Source organism: Haloferax mucosum ATCC BAA-1512, assembly GCF_000337815.1.
GTDB lineage: Archaea > Halobacteriota > Halobacteria > Halobacteriales > Haloferacaceae > Haloferax > Haloferax mucosum.
Window position 1 is genome coordinate 105,355 of the sequence record NZ_AOLN01000018.1, and the last position, 18,174, is coordinate 123,528.

Sequence of the window (18,174 nt, forward strand, 5' to 3'; positions counted from 1 at the left end):
GCATCCACAAGCGATGGATACCGCGGAGCTACGCACCGCCCTTCGAAACGCTGGGTTATCACAGTACCAAGCCGAGGCGTACGTGGCCCTCCTCCAGCTCGGAGCGGCGAGCGCAACCGAATTAGCCGACGCCTGTGCTGTCCCGACAGCACGCATCTACGACGTTCTCAGAGACCTCGAAGCGAAAGGCTACATCGAGACGTACGAGCAAGATAGCCTGCACGCACGAGCGTGCGACCCGCAGTCGGTGATGGAGGACCTCCAGAACCGAGCTGTACAGCTCGACGAGGCGGCGACGGAAATAGAGACGCGCTGGCAACAGCCAGCGGTCGATAAACACATGCTGAGTATCGTCAAGCGGTTCGAGACCGTGTTCAACCGCGCAGAAGAGATGATTCGGGACGCGGACGGCGAGGTCCAACTGTCGGTGACGCCCGAGCAGTTCGAGGAACTCAAACCGGCGCTCACGACGGCGTACGAAAACGGCGCGCTGGTGAAGGTCTCAGTTCACTGCGAGCAGGCGACGAAACTCGATACGATTGCCGACGACGAATATCACGGCGTGGCGACCGAAGTCCGACACCGCGACCTGCCGACGCCGTTCGTCGCTATCGTCGATCGAACCGGTGCGTGTTTCGCTCCGCACGAGAACTCGGTGAACCAGTACGGCGTTCTCGTGGACGACTACACCTTGGCCTACGTCTTCCACTGGTACTTCCAGACTGCGCTCTGGGAGGTCTGGGACGTCGTCTACACCGCACAGACGGCCGAACCGCCGATCGTTTACTCCGACATTCGGCACTTCGTGCAGGACGCGGAGCCGCTTCTCCACGACGGAAAGCGAATCGTCGCCCACGTCAACGGATACGAGACCGGCGACCGCGAACCGACCGAGTTCACCGGGGAAGTAACAGATGTGTATCACACGTCGGTCTCGTCACCCGACGACACGCTTTCGTTTTCCGAACTCGCCGGACAAGTGTGTATCACCGTCGAGACTGATGAGGAGACGTACTCTGTCGGCGGTTGGGGTGCGATGTTGGAGGACGTCGAGGCAAATCGAATCACTGTCGAAGCAATTTCTTGAACTGTTCACCACACGTGAACTGTTTGACGACGTGGAACTGTGCGATTCGCCGGAATGTATAACAACTAAGGGGGGTAATTACAGGCCACAAGCGTAGTTCCGGGTCACGTTTGACAAGGGGTATTTTGATATACCACCACACGACATTGAATTTCGTGAGCGTCTCCGGAACACCACTACACTACCAATGAGTGCAGAACAGCCACTGGTGCTCATCGTAGAAGATGAGCCTGACCTCGCCGATCTGTACGCAACCTGGCTTAGGAACGACTATCGCGTTCGTGTCGCCTACGGAGGTCGAGAGGCACTCGACGAGCTCGACGACGAGGTCGATGTCGTCCTCCTCGACCGTCGGATGCCCGACCTCTCCGGCGACGAAGCGCTCTCCGAGATTCGGGACCGTGGCTTCGATTGCCGCGTTGCGATGGTGACTGCGGTCGAACCGGATTTCGACATCATCGCTATGGGCTTCGACGACTACCTCGTCAAGCCCGTCTCGCGCGAAGCGCTGACGGACACCGTCTCTAACCTTATCTTGCGAAATGCCTACGATGTGGGGATTCAAGACCTGTTTTCCCTCGCATCGAAGAAAGCACTGCTCGAATCAGAGAAGGACGAAGCGACACTCGAAGAGAACGAAGAGTACCAGCAACTCACCGAGCGGCTCAACGCGCTCCGGCGCGAACTCGACGAGACGCTCAGTCAACTCGACGATTCAGAGGGTATTTCAGCAGTCTACCGCGACCTCGGCGACACCGACGATTCCTAACACGGACCCGCTTTGGGAACCGCGCGTTTTCTACCCGCTTAGCCACGCGTCCAGCAGAGATTCACAGCGAGACGACTTTCCTCCAAGAATAGTTAGATTAATTAAGTTAATTTCGTATCAAATATTCACGAAAAATTATATTTTGGCGTCGTGCCATGGTTTAGTTGCACATGTCCGAAGCATCCAATCAGATGGTTTCGTACCTCCGACAGAACCCCCGCATGATGGGCGTCCTCTTCACGCTCATCCTCCTTCTCTCGCAAGCAGGGAGCGTTGCGGCTGGCACGGCGGGATACATCTACGGTCCGTAATCACGACAGAAACCCGTCGTCCCAGTACAACCGTTCGTCGTGAAATACCGGCAACTGTTCTAACGAGAGAAACTCGATAAGCTCGTCTTCGTTCAGTTCGATATCCGTTATTCGCTGAGAGGCGAGATAGTACTGGTCGTTGCGCGGGAATGCAGGAATTATCAGCGAGCCTGGACCGCACCGAGATGTGGGGTACGCATGATACGAGAGGGAATACCGGTCGTCTCCGGTCTGTTCGACCTCACAGAAAACCGCAACACCACTCTCTGCTTGGACGACCGAAAGACTGCCATCGCCGACGACGACGTATTGGTGACCGATGTCGCTATCCTTCTGGACGATATCGAGCGATGTTTGCAGTGGAAAGCCGATATTCAGTAGTCGCGCAATCGTTCGGCCGACACCGACGGCTTGGCTGTTTACGACTTCGCTGAGTGTGACGATTCCGCCGATAGCACCCGCTTCCACGAGTTCGAGACCCTGCTCGTACGACTGACACGCGTTGAGGAGGAACGCACCAGCGTTGACCTCCGTGAGTCGTCTAGCATCGAGCTTTCCGTCACGGCATTGGAACCCACCGTCGTCGATATGGCCGATATAGTGGAGGAAATCAGTCGGCTCTGCGAGCACCGCTCGTAACTCCGAACGGGTGAGATTGTAGTGTGCATCGACGTCGAACGTTAAGTCCTCGCGCGACCCGTACACGTCGTCTACGATGTCGCTCTCGTCGAGCATCTCTTGGTCGTTGCAGACGACCGTTATCCCGATATCACCCGTCGTCGGTTTGCGCTGGAGTCGATTGCGGTACGCGGTGGGTGTGGCCTTGCTTGCGCCGACCGGCGTCCCCTCGCCGACCCACGCCTGCTCGACCGAATCGGCCGAGTGAGGCCGAACGTACGTCTCGTCGGTCGTCGTCGGACCCGTGCTTCTGACGAACTCGTCCCGCAGGAAATCATCGACGACGGCGGCTTGCACCTCCGACTTCGGGACTTCGGTTCCGGACGGAGTTCGAACGACGGCGAGGTCGTTGGTGACGAACGGGAGCAGTTCGATGTTGTCCGGTTCCGGGGCGACGTGCGTCGTCAGTTTCCACTCGGGGACGAGGTCCGAGATGGTTTCGTAGGGCACGTCGAAGTACCGCGATAGTTGCTCACTGAGCGGTGCATCGTACAGCGCCGGAACGTCGATGTCGATGCGCGATTCGACGGTCTGTCGTTCGTGGAGGGCGACGTTGTAAATCCCCTCCGTCCGAACGACGCAATCGAGGAAGAACGTTCGTTTGAGTGCTTGTGCGACCGCTTTTTCGAATCCGTGTGGCCCGTCGAACTCGTGGACGAAGCCGCTGTCTGTGACCAATCTCGGGGACGTGCCGGGAACCAGTGGTGCGCCGAGATAGTACGCCAGCGGCGTCGCAACGAAGATGTGGCGCAACGTCGGCGGCAGTTCGATTCGAACGCCGGTCTCGGGGGTGCGGAGACCGTCGGGGATGCGGAGTTCGTCGCCGAGTTCGAGAAGTGGCGGGTGGCCGCGGAGCGTCGGGTACGACCGCTCGACGCTCGTCGTTTTGAGCGCCGAGCTGAACGCCGAGACGCCTCGCATCACGTCGTACGGGTTGCCCGTCGTCGTAATCGTCGTCGCCGGACTCTCGTGTGACGAGCGAGCGCCGACGTGGACGACCGTTTCGTCCTCGAACGAGAGGACGGTCTCCAGCGGTTTCGGGTCGATAGTGAGGGAACCTGCGACCTTGAGATACGTCTTGACCGCGCCGAAGAGTTCGAGACAGTAGGTTCCGTCGTCGAGTCGCTCAGTTTCCTCTTGATCGACTTGTGCGAGCATCGACCCGGTTTCGTCGCGGACGCAGACGACGGTGTTCGCGGCGACGCCAATCCGGTCCGTCTGGATGCTGACCGCGGCGTCAGTCGGGAGCGAAAACCGAGCGATGTCTGTCGGCGTCGGCGCGACCGGCGACGGCGTTTGCAACTTGAACTGATGGCGTTCGACGTTATCTCGAACGACCAACCCCGCGCCTTCTGAAGGGACCGAAAAGCCGACCTCGAGGGTGGAGGACGCGTCGGCCCGTTCGTTCTGCCCGGACGGTTGCATTGAGTACATGTGACACGATTAGAGTAAAAAACGTATTGGTCGGCTGAATTTCACGGCCTTAGTGGAAACCACCCGGACGAGACGTCTTTCTGCTTGAGATGCCAGCGTTGTTGTGCATCGGTTCCTTCGACATCGAGTTCGACGACGGCGTCGAAAAGCGGTTCGAGAAGCCGGTTTACGTCGTCGGAGCGGTGTCCCGGTGACCACACGTGGACCATCCCGTTTTGTGCCCGGACGTGCGCCGTCATGGTGTGGAGAAACCGGAAGACGTGGTTGCGGTCGTACTGCGACAGAAGCGACGGGAGACAGTCGAACGCGACGCGCAGTTCGGCGGGTGAAAGCACACCCGCGAGGCCGCTGAACTCCGACACGTCGTCGGCAATCTCGGCACCCAATCGACCGAGTCCACCGTTCACCCGGCGCTCGTAGGCTGGTTTCGCGTGGTTCGTCGCCGACGGGGGGGCCGCCGTTGCACTGCGTTCGAGCGTCGTGTACCGAATCGCTCGCGTCCACTCCATCGACCGCTGAATCGAGGGGCGAAGCCGGTCGTCGAGCGACGTGGAGCCGTTGACGACGAGCAGGCGTCTCCGGGGTTCGCTCGGCGACCCGAGCATCTGTTTCGAGGCGCGTGCGTAGAGTTCAGTCGGAACTGACCCGACGACGAGGAGCGCGCTTCCGCGTCGCTTGAGGTCGTCCAAACCGAGTTGGAACGTAGACGGGTTCTCGGTCACGGCACCGCTGTCACCTCCCGAATCCATTCACGTTGCACGACGAAACCAGATTTAATAATACTTTGCGTGTTATTCTCTCGAAATATGCCATCGAGTGACATTATTATATGGTTGGTCACCCCAACGAGCAGATTCCGTCGTCGAGGATAGACTCCATCGACGTGTCACTCCGAGGCGCGAACCGTGAGCACCGGAACGGGAGACGTTCGGACGACGCGTTCGGTGACGCTCCCGAGAAGCACGCGTTCGACACCCGTCCGACCGTGGGTCGCCATCACGATGACGTCGATATCGTTGTCTTCTGCGTACTCGATAATCGCCTCGTGTGGCGACCCGCGTATCACGTCGCCGACGACTTCGATACCGCGTTCGTTCCCGCGTTCGACGACTTCGTCTACGACTTGTTGGCCCTCCTGTTCGAGGGCGTCGAGGACGGTTCCGCCGATAACGCCGACGGTGTCTCGGTTGGTGTTGACGACGAACAACACGTGAACTGTCGCGTCGTACTGCTCCGCGAGACCGAACACGTGCGGAATGGACTCTTCGGCGGCCGGACTGCCATCGACGGGCAAGAGAATATTGTCGTACATGGCTCAATATTTGTGTCTCAATCGTGTTAGTCTTTCTCACGCCCAAATAAGTAACAAATACTATCCGGAATACCCGTTCGAATCGGACGCCCGCGCTAGCAGGCGTCGGTGAAAAATCGGCGTCGCTGACTTATTCAGCGATGTACGTTTCGATCCGGTCCATCGCTTCGCGGAGTTCTCGCATGCCCGTCGCGTACGAGACGCGGAGGTGTCCCTCACCGCCCGCGCCGAAGACGCTTCCGGGGACGAGTGCGACGTTCTGTTCTTCGAGGAGCCCTTCAGCGAAGGCCTCGTCGTCGCCATCCGGCGCTTCCGGGAAGACGTAGAACGCGCCTTTCGCTTCGAAGCAGTCTAGTCCCATCTCGTCGAAGCGGGCGAGAACGAACCGACGGCGACGGTCGTACTCGCGTCGCATCTCTTCGACGGCGTCGTCGCACGCTCGCAGGGCTTCGAGCGCCGCGTACTGCGCGGTCGTCGGAGCCGAAAGCATCGCGTACTGGTGGACTTTGTTCATCGCGTCGATTGCCTCCGGCGGTCCCATCGCGTAGCCGAGGCGCAGACCGGTCATCGCGTAGGCCTTCGAGAAGCCGTTGAACACGATTGTTCGCTCGCGCATTCCCGGATGGGTCGCAATCGAGGCGTGGTCGTCTTCGTACCGGAGGGCGGCGTATATCTCGTCCGAGAGGACGAGCAGGTCGTGTTCCCTGACGAACGACGCCACGTCGGCGAGTTCGTCGTCGGTCATCACCGCACCGGTCGGATTGTTCGGGTAACAAAGCACCAACACGTCGGCTTCGTCGGCACCCGCGGCTTCGAGCGCTTCGGGCGTGAGTGTGAACTCGTCTTCGGCGCGGGTCGGGACGGGAAGCGGTTCGCCGCCGGCGAAGACGGCACCCGGTGTATACGAGATGTACGACGGTTGCGGAATGGCGACGACGTCGCCATCACCGACGAAAGCCCGGAACGCGAGGTCCACGGCTTCGCTGGCACCGGTCGTGACGATAATCTCGTCTTCGGGGTCGTACTCCTGTCCGTAGCAGGTGACGCGCTCCGAGATGGCCTCGCGGAGTTCGCGCATGCCGCGGTTCGAGGTGTACGAGGTCTTCCCGCGTTCGAGCGAGTCGATAGCGGCGGTTCGGGCGGCCCACGGTGCGGAGAAGTCGGGTTCGCCGACGCCGAGAGAAATAACGTCGTCTACCTCCTCGGCGAGTTCGAAGAACCGCCGGATTCCGGAGGGTGGAACCTGCTTGACGCGGTCCGAAAGGTGGTCCCCGAACGTCATGGCGACACGGAGAGTCGGTCGTCGTCGTCGCCGTTGCCGAGTTCGATGCCCTCCTCTTTGTAGGAGTCCATGACGAAGTGCGTCACCGTCTTGGTGACCTCGGGGATGGGGGCGATGCGCTCTGAGACGAAGTTCGAGACGGCGTGCATGGACTCGCCTTCGACTTCGATGAAGAAGTCGTACGTGCCGGAGACGAGCCGCAGGGACCGCACCTCGGGGAACCGCGCGATTCGACGGGCAATCTCATCGTAGCCCGTCTCGCGGTCGAGTTCGACATCGACTTCGACCTGTGCGCGGACGTGTTCGTCGTCAACCTGCCGCCAATCGACGACGGCGTGGTAGCCGCGAACGGCCCCCTCGGATTCGAGTTCGTCGAGCGCTGCTGCCACTGCGTCGGCGTCTGCGCCCAGTTGACGGGCAATGTCATCTACACTCTGACGAGCGTCGTGACGGAGCAGGTCGAGCAGTGACTGCTTGTCCATGGACACTCCGTTGCGGGCATCATTAAAATGGTTTACCCATGCGGGGCCACTTGTCGTGATTCGTGTGTTCACACACCATTGTTCCACTCTCATTCGACGACGGCGTCGTCCCGCGGTAAACTATTTCCAGTGCGCGCCGAGACGTGCCAGATATGGAAAACGAGTTCGATTGGCTCACGCTCGACGGCGACGAGGAGGTCCTCTGGGCTGACACCCCGCACCCGTACAGTCTCGTGCCGTCGTTTGTTATCGGCATCCCGCTGTCGCTGATTATCATCGGGATTCCGCTTCTCGTCGGCACGTATCTCACGCACAAAAACACGAACTACGTCGTCACCTCGGATGCGTTGTACCGCAAAACCGGCGTCTTCTCGCGGAGCGTCCAGCGAATCGAGTTCGATAAGGTCCAAGACACCTCTTACGGGCAGACGTTCCTCGGCGCGCAGTTCGGCTACGGCGCTGTGAGTATCAGCACCGCCGGCGGGAGCGGTATCGAGATGAGTTTCCAGAACGTCGCTGAACCGCAGTCCCTCCAGACGCTCATCAACGAGCGACTCAAGCGCGAGCGACGCGGTGAAGGGAGCGCCGATTCGAAGGGGAAAGCCGCCGTCCTTGACGACATTCTCGTCGAGCTTCGCGCCATCCGAAACGCGGTCGAAACTGACGGTGTGAACGCGACTGACTCGACTAAGACGCCGGGCGCGACTGACTCGACTAAGACGCCGGGCGCGACTGACTCGACTAAGACGCCGGGCGCGACTGACTCGACTAAGACGCCGGGCGCGACTGACTCGACTAAGACGCCGGATTCGACCGACTCGGTCGAACCGAGCGACTTCGAGTTCGACGCGACCACGACCGACGACCGATGACGTTCGACGACCCGACGAGCGCGACGGAGACCGGTCTCGGCTCCGTTGACCCCGCAGATATCGACGAGTGGATGGTCCGCGAGAGCGACGAAACCATCGTCTGGGCGGGTGGACCGCGGATTCAGAAAGTCATCCCCGCCGCCGTGGCTAGCGTAGCTATCGTCGTCGGCGCGGCGGCCACCGCAGTCAGCGTCGGCGACTCCTTCGTCGGTCTGCTCGGTCTCACCGGATTTCTCCCCGTGCTGTGGTCGTACCTCCGCGTCACCAACACGGCGTTCGTGATCTCTGACCGAGCGCTCTACCGTAAGACCGGCATCCTCTCGCGGCGCGTCCGACGCGTCTCGCTCGAACACGTCCAAAACAGCACGTTTTCGCAAGGAATCACCGGGTCGCTGTTCGGATACGGGACCGTCTCTGTCGAAGTCGCGGGCGGCGGCGGCATCCGATTCGAGAGCGTGAACAACCCGCAGGATATCCGCGACCGAATCGACAGCCGACTCGGCGGTGACGAGATACCGGGCACCCTCGAACAGTGGACCGCCGTCCTCGACGAGGCCCGGGCGCTCCGAGCGGCGCTGGAGTAGAAAAAACGTGTTCGGGTGGTGGGACCCAACTCAGTCGTCGTCGGCGGTCGGGGCGGCGTGTCCGGGCGTGGTCGGCGGCGTTCCGGCAAAGCCGATTCCGGCGAGGATGAAGACGAACAGGACGAGCGGTGAGAGGTAGCCGAACAGGTAGTACGGCGCGTAGCTGAACGTCGCAACGCCGAGCACGCCGGACATGTACGCGCCGCCGGCGTGCCACGGGAGGAGCGCGCCGGTCGGCGTCCCCGCGGACTCGATGGCCTGCGAGAGGTCCGAACTGTCGAGACCGAACTCGTCGTAGGTGTTGCGGAGCGTCATGCCCGGCACGACGATGCTCATGTACTGTTGTGCGGTGAGCGCGTTCGTCAAAATCGCCGAGAGACCAGTCGCGGCGACGAGCGACCCGGTACTGCGGACGCCGCGTTCGAGACGGTGTGCGAGTACGGCGAGTACGCCCGTCTGTTCGAGCAGTCCACCGAGCGTGAGCGCCGCGACGACGATAGCAATCGTCCACGCCGACCCGGAGACGCCGCCGGAGGCGAGCAGGCTATTGACGAGTTCCGACCCCGTTTCGGGTCCGGTGCCGCTCATGAACGTCTGCCACGCGGTGACGAAGGAAGCGCCCTGCACGAGAATGCTCGTGAACGCGCCTGCGAAGGCACCGGCGAGAAGTACCGTTAGCGCCGGGTACCCGGCCGCCGCGAGACCGAACGTGACCGCAAGCGGGAGGAACGCGAGAAGCGAGATGTCGTACGACGACGCGAGCGCACCCTGAATTTCGGCGATTTGTCCGGCCGGAATCGTACCGGAGATGCCGAGGCTAAGAACGACGAAGCCGACGATAGAGAGTCCGAACGCGACGAGCGTGCCGGTTCGCATCGCACGGATGTGGTCGTAGAGGTCGGTGTTCGTCACGGCCGCGGCGAGGTTCGTCGTGTCCGAAAGCGGCGATTGCTTGTCGCCCGCGTACGCGCCGGTGAGAATCGCCCCGGCGGTCATCGGTTCTGGGACACCGAGTCCGGAACCGATTCCGATGAACGCGACGCCGAGTGTCCCGACGGCGGTCCACGACGACCCGATGGCGAACGTGGCGATGCCGACGAGAATCGCCGTCGCGGGAAGGAACACCTGCGGCGTCAGTAAGTCGAGACCGTAGTACATCAGCGTTGGAATCGTCCCGGCGGCGATCCACGTCGAGACGACGCCGTAGATGGTAAACAAGATGAGAAGCGCCTGCAGGCCCATCGAGAGACTTCGTTCGATGCCGCCGTAGAGGTCTTCCCACGTGTACCCCCACACGAACCGGCCGAGGAGACCGACGAGTGCGATACTCCAGATGAGCGGGATGTGCGGGTCGAGTTTCAACCACGCCGACCCGAGACCGAGGAAAGCAACGAGTCCGAGAACCGGGACGAGCGCCTGCGAGAAAGTGGGGCGTTGCTCCGGCGAGAGGTCGTCGAAGGACCGCGGTGTATACCTATCAGTTCCCATTGTGCCCAATGAATTACCTTAGAGCATAAAATAGTATCGTATTATGCATTTAGTGCATTGTTATGCAATGACGTAGTTATTCTTGACACTAAAATGCACAGAAGTAATTTATTCGAACGTGTTCACGCCGTTTGACACGTCTACATTCGATAACGTGTCAACAGATAGGGAAACATCCATACCCGATGCGTGCCACGAAGGGGGTATGGTCCTCGACGAGTTCTTCTTGTTCCCTCTCGGGCTCGTTGCCCTGTTGGGCGCGGTCCCCCTCGTCGTCCTCTATCTATTACGCCCGGAACCGGTCCGTCGGACGCTTCCGACGTTCCGATTTCTCGCGGAATCGACGGGACGGAACGCATCGAACCCGATATTCGACCGCCTCCTTCGGAGCCTGTTGCTTCTCATCCAGCTCCTCGCAATCGTCGCGCTCGTCGGCTCGCTCGCCGCACCGTACGTACTCGTCCCCGAGTCGGAGACGGTGTCCGAGACTGTCGTCGTCGTCGATACGAGCGCGAGCATGGCCGTTCGAGACGGCGACGCGACTCGATTCGACAAAGCGGTCTCGGCCGCGCGCGACGAAGTGACCGGAACCACGTCGGTCGTCGCGGCCGGCGAGAGCGCCGACGTCGTTCTCCGGCGCGGAAGCGACGCTGACAGTCGCGCCGCACTCGACGGTCTCAGCGTGACTGCCGCCCCGGGCGACCTCCGATCGGCGATTACGACGGCCGCCTCGATTGCCGGAGAAGACGCCCGCATCGTCGTCCTCAGCGACTTCGCCGACGACTCGCCGTGGGCCGACGCGGTCCGAGAGTCCCGCGCTCGCGGTCTCGTCGTCGAACTCCAGCAGTTCGACGGCGGCGAACGGAACAACGTCGGCATCATCGACCGTCGTTTTTCGGGGACGAACGTCACGGTGACGGTGAAAAACTACGGCGACGCGTCTGTCACCCGGTCTGTCGAACTCGGCGGCGTCTCGCGGCAAATTCAACTCGGCGCGGGCGACGTCGGCACTACGACTCTCCCCGTCCCCGCGGGCGGCGGGCGAGTCAGCCTCTCGCCGGGTGACGGGTTTCCCACCGACGACACGACGTACGTCGCCGCTCCGGAGGACCCGACGGTTGACGTGCTCGTCCTCACGAACGACGAAAACGAGTTCCTGACGACGGCGCTTTCGGTCATTCCGGAGGTATCGCTGACGGTCGATAACCCGCCGACAGCCGTCTCGTCGAACCACGACGTGATAATCTACAGTAACATCAACCCCGAACGGTTGCTCTCTGGGAACGTCGCGGCCGGCCGCGAGACGATAGAACGCGGCGGTGGTGTGGCGATTCAGGCCCAAGCGGAGTCGCCGAACTACGGCGACCTCCTGCTCGTCTCACCGGCCCAAATCGGGACGAACCCGACTATCGGCACCGTCGAAGACCACGAACTCACCCGCGATATCACCTTCCCGCCGCCGACCGAGTACGTCTCCGGACCGCTTCGGTCGGGCGAGTCGCTCGTGAGTACGACCAACGGCACGTCCCTCGTCGCCACCGACACCCGCGGACCGGGGCGTGTCGTCTACTACGGCTTCGTCGAAGACCAGTCGGCGTTCAAGTACAACTACCAGTACCCGGTGTTCTGGAAGCGAACCGTCTTCTACCTCGCCGGGCGCTCGACGCTCTCCGAGTTGAACCGGGCGACCGGACAGTCGCTCTCGGCGGGCGCGAACCAGACGGTCGAGACGCCGACTGGGCAGGCGACTGGTCCCGAAGTCCGACTCGCCGACGCCGGATTCTACCGCGTCGGCGACGAGCGATTCGCGGCGTCACTTCTCAGCGAATCCGAATCAGACGTCGTCGCGGAGTCGCTGGACAGCAATACGACGGCGTCCAGCACCGCGCCCTCACGGGTCGAAGACCAGGTCGTTCCGGACCCGCTGACAGAATGGGCGGCGCTCGTCGCGCTCGCCGTGACGCTCGTCGAACTCGCCTATCTGCGCCGACGGGGTGACCTCTGATGCTGGCCGACCTCTCGACTGCGGCGTTGACGCCCCTCGCGTGGACGGTCGATGTCGCCGGACGAACCGTCGGCTTAGAGCGGCCGCTGTTTCTCGCCGTGTTCCCCGTAGTGGCGCTTCTCGCGTGGGGACTCATCTACCGCGGCGCGTCCGGAACCGCCGGGAGTCGGTCGCGTCGCCTGCTGTTCGCGTCGCGCCTGTTCGTCGCGCTCTTGTTGGTCGTCGCCGCGGCGGGACCGTACACCGTCATGACGAGACAGACCGACGGCGACCCGCAGGTGACGATGCTCGTTGACGACTCCGACAGCATGGCGGTCTCCGAGAACGTCGCGTCCGACCTCGCGGAGGACATCGAAGCCGAGGGCGTCCCGGTCACGATGGCGACCGTCGCCACGGGTGACGAGTCGCCGCTCGGGGACGCGGTGGCCGCGAATCTCAGACCCGACGGCACCGTCGTCCTCGTCTCCGACGGCCGCGTCACCTCCGGGCGAAGTCTCGCGTCGGCGACGACGCTCGCCCGTGACCTAAACGCGACCGTGAGCGCCGTCGCACCGGACCCGAAAGAAGCCGAGCACTACGTCGCCGTCAGCGGTCCCTCGAAGACCAGCGTCGGCGTCGGAAATGCCTTCCTCGCGCAGGTCGGTGGGGTCGCACCCGACGAGACGGCGAGCCTCGACGTCGTGGTCGAAATCGACGGCAACGAAGTCACCCGAGAAACTGTCGATTCGCCGAGCGGCGTCGAGTTCTCGCACACGTTCGAAGACACTGGAACACACCGGATTACGGCCCGAATCGAGGGCGACGACCGCTTCAGCGACAACGACGTGTTCCGGAAGACCGTCCGCGTCGTCGAACCGCCGAAGGTGCTCTACGTCTCGCGGGGCGCGTTCCCCTTCCGGGAGTACCTCTCGCAGTTGTACGACGTCGAAACCGCCGAGTCGGTGCCATCGGACCTCTCGTCGTACCACGCCGTCGTCCTCCAGAACATGCACGTAGACGACGTGGGTAACGTCGATTCGCTTCAACGATTCACAATCGACGGTGGCGGTCTCCTCGTCGTCGGCGGCGAGAACGCGTTCGAAAACGGCGGCTACGACGAGTCCAGCCTCGCGTCGATGCTCCCCGTAACGACCGGGGAGGGTACCTCGAAGCAGACGAACCTCGTCTTCGCAATCGACGTGTCCGGAAGCGCCGAAAAGGGCATGCGTGTCCAGAAGTCGGTCTCGCTCGACGCGCTCGACCAACTCGGCGACGAGAACAACGTCGGCATCGTCGGCTTCAACTACCGCGCCTACGAGGTGTCACCGCTCCGACCGCTCGGTCCGAACCGCGCGGAGACGGCCGACCTGATTCGCCGACTCCAACCCGGTGGCGCGACCGATATCGCCGTCGGTCTCAAGGGAGCCGAACAGCAACTCGGCGACCGTCGCGGGACGATTATCCTCATCAGCGACGGCCACGACCGGTTCGAAGACGCGGCGACCGTGGCAGACCAACTTGGGCGCAGTGGCGTCCGTGTCATCACCGTCGGGACCGGGCCGAATCCGAACGAACGGACGCTTCGGTCGATTGCGCGAGCCTCCGGCGGAAACTACCTCCGGGCCGACGAGACCAACCGGCTCCGAATCCTCTTCGGCGGGTCGAACCGCCAGTACGCCGGTGACGGACTCACCATCGTTGACCAGAACGACTTCGTCACCTCGGGCGTGGAGTTGACCGCGAATCCCGGAAGCGCCAACGACGTGTCGGTCAGAAACGGCGCGAACTTCCTCGTCGCGGCCGACGACGGCACGCCCGCGGTCGCCTCGTGGCGCTACGGACTCGGCCGCGTGGCGACCATCACGGCCTACGGCAACGACGGGTCGCTCGACGGTCTCCTCAACAGTCCGGACTCGCTGTTGCTCACGAAATCGACGAACTACGTCATCGGCGACCCCGAACGGAAGGCCGCTGGCGTCACCGATGTCAGAGACACCCGCGTCGGCACGCCGACGACCGTCGTCTACCGCGGCGGCGAACGGCCGAGAGACACGGGGGACCTCACGTTCGCCAGCGTCGGTGACGGCGTCTACGAAGCGACTATCGTGCCGCAAGAACAGGGCTACCGCGACGTACTCGACACCTCGCTCGCGGTGAACGCCCCGGCCGAATACAGCGGCTTCGGCCAGTCCGCGGCGCTCGAAGCCGCCGTCGCGGACAGCGGTGGGACGCTCTACGGACCGAACGATGTCACCGAAATAGCAAGGTCCGCCCGCGACAATGCATCCGGCGTGCAACCCGTCCGTGACGACTGGGCTATCGCCTTCGTCCTCGCCGCGTTCCTCCTGTACCTCGCTGAAGTGCTCGTCCGGCGAGTTCAAGTGTATCGGGGTCGAACCCAAAGTGAAGGTGGTCTGATATGAGTTTCCTCGGTCGGTCCCTGAACCTCAGCCTCGTCCTCATCGTGGTCCTCTTAACCGCGGGAACGGTCGGCGCAACGATGTTTTATCAGTACTCGGTCGATTCGCTCGACCAACAAAACGAGCAGTTGCGCGAGCAGAACGAGGAACTCAAGTCTGACCTTTCAGAAAAACAACAACAGTTATCGGAGACCCGGGGGAAACTGCGCGAGTTGAACAGCAGTCTCCAGCAGACGAAAGGCGACGTTTCGCAGGTCTCGTCCGACCTCGAACAGACGGAGTCGCAACTCGAATCGACACAAGAGACACTGCACACGACCCGAAGCGACCTCGAAGAGACGAAAGACCAGCTCAGCGAGGCCCGCAACAGAGTCTCTGACCTCCAGGCGAACCTGGACAAACTCGAAGAAGAACGGAAGGAACTCGAAACCGAAAACGAGGACCTCGAAGAGACGAACGCCGAACTCGAAACGCAGATCGAGGCGCTCAAAGACGATGTCGCGTCGCTCGAAGACCGGGTCGTGGAACTTGAAAACGACCTGCGCAACGCGTGTGCTGAGATCGACGGTGCCGAACCAGCCGCCTGCAATGACGTCTGATACCTCATCCGACGGGTCTGATAGCCCGTCCACGACGGCCGCGAACTACCGCGCGGAGATGGCCGGCGCAATCCGGCAAGTCCGCCGCGAGGCGAAGAAAGCCGCGGTCGTTCCGAGCGTCGTCGATGCCGCGGTCGTGACGCTCCTTACGAACCTCGTGTTGCGACTCTTCGCGTTGCCGATTCCGTCGTCGGTGTCGCTGGCTTTGCTTCCGGGTGTCACCACCGATGTGACGGTCCACGTCGCCCTTCCGATTGCGCTCGGTCTCGGCGTCGTCGTCGCGGTCGCCGAGTACGGCATCCGCATGCGAACTCCGCCGGTCGAGCAGTTCGAGACGGTCAACCCCTCGGTCTCGGAAGCCCTGCGGACCGCCCGCGACGTACTCAGAAACGACACCGACGCGGACGACGCCGGTGACGACACGAGCGTGGAACACGCCGATGCCCATGCCGACGCCGGAGCGACGAGTGACGCCGCCCGGATGACGCGTGCACTCTACGAAGACGTTCTCGAACGCCTGCGAACCACCTCGTCGGTGGAGTTGCTCCCGACGCGTCGCGTCGTCGGCGCGCTCGTCATCGCGCTTCTCCTCTCGGCGGGCAGTATTCAGGTTGCGATCACCGATATTCAGATAAACACGCTCGGCGACGACCAGGCCGTTAGCGGCGACCTTCCCGAAGGCTCCGACCGACAGACCGACCTCCAAAACGGGAGCGAAATCCTCGGCGACGCGGAAGATATCGCCGCGGGGTCGGAGGAAGTAAACGCGACGCTCTCCGGAACCAGCGGCGACGGCGACGGGCCTGATTCGTCGGCGGCCGCGTACGATTCGACCGGCTACGAGGGTGATACCGGAGTCGAGAGCCAACGCGCCGGCTACCTCGACGACGACACCCTCGAAGAAGCCGAACTAATCCGCGATTACACCTTGAAGATACGAGAGCAAGACGATGAGTGACGACAAGAATTGGAACCTCTCTGACGACGGTAGCCCTGCTAGCCAGACGACCGACGCCGACGCGCCGACGGTCGACCTCTCGGAGCTGAGTATCGAAGACCTCCAATCGAGCGTTTCGGCGGTGAAAAAAGAGGTCGGAAAACGAATCATCGGCCAGCACGACGTCGTCGAGCGACTGCTCGTCTGCGTGCTCTGTGATGGCAACGCACTCCTCGAATCGAATCCCGGTCTCGGAAAGACGACGCTCGTCCGCGCGCTCACGGAGGCGACCGACCTGCAGTTTTCGCGCATCCAGAACACGCCCGATTTGATGCCCTCTGACATCACGGGAACCGAAATCATCCGCGAGTCGTCGGAGGGACGCGAGTTCGTCTTCGAGCGCGGCCCCATCTTCGCTAACGTCGTCCTCGCAGACGAAATCAACCGCGCGACGCCGAAGACGCAGGCGGCGCTCCTCGAAGCGATGCAGGAAAAGCAGGTGACGGCGTCCGGCGAGACCTACTCGCTTCCCAAGCCGTTTTTCGTGCTGGCGACGCAGAACCCTATCGACCAAGGCGGGACGTATCCCCTTCCAGAAGCGCAGACCGACCGCTTCCTGATGAAGATACTCGTCGATTACCCCGAGTTCGACGAGGAGCGAACGATCGTCAAGCAGTACGCCGAAGGTGGCTCGCTTCCCGAGGTCGAACGCGTCCTCCCGCGTACGCACCTGCTTGCGGCCCAGCGACTCGTCCGCCGGGTCCCCATCGCCGACGATATCCGTGACCGAACCGTCGAACTCGTCCGGAAGACCCGCGACGACGACGCTATCGAGTTCGGCGCGAGTCCCCGAGCGAGCATGGCGCTCGTCCTCGCGGCGAAGGCGCGGGCGTTCATCCACGGGCGAAGCCACGTCTCGTGGGAAGACGTCGCCGAGATGGCCGCGCCCGTGATTCGCCACCGTATCATCCTCGACTTCCGCGCCGAGCGCGAGGGACTGTCGCCCGACGACGTCGTCACCCGACTCTTGGAATGATCGACCCCGGTTTCCTCGACGAACTCGACCGGTTCGACACCTCGTTGAAGCGCGTCTCGAACGCGATGTTGCAGGGCGACCAGCGCTCGCCGGACGTCGGCGAGGGACTGACCTTCAGCGACCACCGACGGTACACTCCCGGCGACGACCCGCGACTCATCGACTGGAAGGCGTACGCCCGGTCGGAAGAACTCTTTATCAAGCGATTCGAGGCCGAGAGAAACCTGACCGTGCACGTTCTGCTCGACGCGACCGCCTCGATGGCGTTCGGCGAGGGCGACCTGAACAAGTTCGATTACGGCGCGAAACTCGGACTCGGATTCTGTCACCTCACCGCCGAGGACAACAACGACTTCCGGTTTTCGCTCCTCGGTGACATGCCCGACCGCATCGACACCGACGCATCGAGTCGCGGTGAGGTGCTCCGCCTCGTCGATCAACTCAACGAGACGACACCGAGCGGCGACGGCGACATCACCGCCGCGCTGGAGGAGTACGCGAACTCGATTCACTCGCGGTCGCTCGTCGTCGTCGTCAGCGACCTGCTTTTCGACCCCGACGACGTCGCGGCCGGACTCACGGCGCTCGCGCGCAACGACGTGGTCGTCGCACAAGTGCTCACGCCGGAAGAAATCGGCCCAGAGACGACCGGCGACGCGATTTTCGAGGACCCCGAATCTGACGCGGTTCGCCGGACCTATTTCGGCGGGACGGCCGCGCGGAGATACAACGACAGGCTTCAGTCGCACCTCGCAGACCTCGAAGAGCGGTGCCAAGCGCTGGCAATCGACCGGGAACTGGTCGATACTGGCGGCGACTTCTTCGACACGTTCGCCGACCTCTGGCTCGGTGCGCGACTCGGCGACGAGCGCCGCGGACGGTCGTAAGCCGGCGCCGGA

At 62.5% G+C, this 18,174-nt stretch carries 17 protein-coding genes; 11 read left to right on the top strand and 6 right to left on the bottom strand.

Features of this window, described 5'->3' with window-relative positions:
* Positions 1-13: 13 nt before the first annotated feature.
* From C440_RS13180 to C440_RS17835, 3 genes are all read left to right on the top strand, one after another.
* Complete coding sequence (locus C440_RS13180) at positions 14-1,087, top strand: TrmB family transcriptional regulator (protein ID WP_008321025.1); 1,074 nt, start codon at positions 14-16, stop codon at positions 1,085-1,087.
* Positions 1,088-1,274: 187 nt separating this feature from the next.
* Positions 1,275-1,856 carry a HalX domain-containing protein gene (locus C440_RS13185; RefSeq protein WP_008321027.1) on the top strand — a complete coding sequence of 194 codons (582 nt, stop codon included), beginning with the start codon at positions 1,275-1,277 and terminating at the stop codon, positions 1,854-1,856.
* Positions 1,857-2,026: 170 nt separating this feature from the next.
* Positions 2,027-2,167, top strand: a complete 141-nt coding sequence (locus C440_RS17835) for a DUF7503 family protein (protein ID WP_169317797.1) — start codon at positions 2,027-2,029, stop codon at positions 2,165-2,167.
* Here C440_RS17835 and C440_RS13190 read toward each other — a convergent pair whose 3' ends face one another.
* From C440_RS13190 to C440_RS13210, 5 genes are all read right to left on the bottom strand, one after another.
* Positions 2,168-4,270 carry a CHAT domain-containing protein gene (locus tag C440_RS13190; protein ID WP_008321030.1) on the bottom strand — a complete coding sequence of 701 codons (2,103 nt, stop codon included), beginning with the start codon at positions 4,268-4,270 and terminating at the stop codon, positions 2,168-2,170. It abuts the gene before it with no gap.
* Between the two features lie 50 nt (positions 4,271-4,320).
* Positions 4,321-5,028 carry a DUF7504 family protein gene (locus C440_RS13195; RefSeq protein ID WP_008321032.1) on the bottom strand — a complete coding sequence of 236 codons (708 nt, stop codon included), beginning with the start codon at positions 5,026-5,028 and terminating at the stop codon, positions 4,321-4,323.
* A gap of 137 nt (positions 5,029-5,165) precedes the next feature.
* The gene (locus C440_RS13200) at positions 5,166-5,591 is read right to left on the bottom strand and encodes a universal stress protein (RefSeq protein WP_008321034.1); all 426 of its coding nucleotides are present in this window, start codon (positions 5,589-5,591) and stop codon (positions 5,166-5,168) included.
* Between the two features lie 130 nt (positions 5,592-5,721).
* Positions 5,722-6,873 (bottom strand): pyridoxal phosphate-dependent aminotransferase, encoded by a 1,152-nt coding sequence (locus tag C440_RS13205; protein ID WP_008321036.1) that lies wholly within the window; start codon positions 6,871-6,873, stop codon positions 5,722-5,724.
* A complete protein-coding gene (locus C440_RS13210; protein WP_008321038.1) occupies positions 6,870-7,355 on the bottom strand; it encodes an Lrp/AsnC family transcriptional regulator in 486 nt (161 codons plus the stop codon). The genes C440_RS13205 and C440_RS13210 overlap by 4 nt, the downstream gene beginning before the upstream one ends.
* Before the next feature lie 152 nt (positions 7,356-7,507).
* Between C440_RS13210 and C440_RS13215 the strand changes: the two genes are divergently transcribed.
* On the top strand, positions 7,508-8,227 hold the full coding sequence (locus C440_RS13215; RefSeq protein ID WP_008321039.1) for a PH domain-containing protein: 720 nt from the start codon (positions 7,508-7,510) through the stop codon (positions 8,225-8,227).
* Positions 8,224-8,811: a PH domain-containing protein gene (locus C440_RS13220; protein WP_008321042.1), complete on the top strand. Its 588-nt coding sequence runs from the start codon at positions 8,224-8,226 to the stop codon at positions 8,809-8,811. Before C440_RS13215 ends, C440_RS13220 begins: the two co-directional genes overlap by 4 nt.
* Positions 8,812-8,841: 30 nt before the next feature.
* Here C440_RS13220 and arcD read toward each other — a convergent pair whose 3' ends face one another.
* Positions 8,842-10,299, bottom strand: a complete 1,458-nt coding sequence (gene arcD / locus C440_RS13225) for an arginine/ornithine antiporter ArcD (RefSeq protein ID WP_008321045.1) — start codon at positions 10,297-10,299, stop codon at positions 8,842-8,844.
* 205 nt (positions 10,300-10,504) lie between these two features.
* Between arcD and C440_RS13230 the strand changes: the two genes are divergently transcribed.
* The 6 genes from C440_RS13230 to C440_RS13255 are packed head-to-tail and all read left to right on the top strand — an operon-like array spanning position 10,505 to position 18,162.
* Positions 10,505-12,304 carry a vWA domain-containing protein gene (locus C440_RS13230; RefSeq protein WP_008321047.1) on the top strand — a complete coding sequence of 600 codons (1,800 nt, stop codon included), beginning with the start codon at positions 10,505-10,507 and terminating at the stop codon, positions 12,302-12,304.
* Entirely contained in the window at positions 12,304-14,706 is a 2,403-nt protein-coding gene (locus C440_RS13235; protein WP_008321050.1) for a vWA domain-containing protein, read from the top strand. Before C440_RS13230 ends, C440_RS13235 begins: the two co-directional genes overlap by 1 nt.
* Entirely contained in the window at positions 14,703-15,302 is a 600-nt protein-coding gene (locus C440_RS13240) for a chromosome partition protein (protein ID WP_008321051.1), read from the top strand. Before C440_RS13235 ends, C440_RS13240 begins: the two co-directional genes overlap by 4 nt.
* Positions 15,292-16,260, top strand: coding sequence for a DUF7502 family protein (locus C440_RS13245; RefSeq protein ID WP_008321053.1), 969 nt, complete (start codon positions 15,292-15,294; stop codon positions 16,258-16,260). Before C440_RS13240 ends, C440_RS13245 begins: the two co-directional genes overlap by 11 nt.
* On the top strand, positions 16,253-17,275 hold the full coding sequence (locus C440_RS13250) for an AAA family ATPase (RefSeq protein WP_008321054.1): 1,023 nt from the start codon (positions 16,253-16,255) through the stop codon (positions 17,273-17,275). The genes C440_RS13245 and C440_RS13250 overlap by 8 nt, the downstream gene beginning before the upstream one ends.
* Complete coding sequence (locus tag C440_RS13255) at positions 17,272-18,162, top strand: DUF58 domain-containing protein (protein WP_008321056.1); 891 nt, start codon at positions 17,272-17,274, stop codon at positions 18,160-18,162. Before C440_RS13250 ends, C440_RS13255 begins: the two co-directional genes overlap by 4 nt.
* Positions 18,163-18,174: the final 12 nt, after the last annotated feature.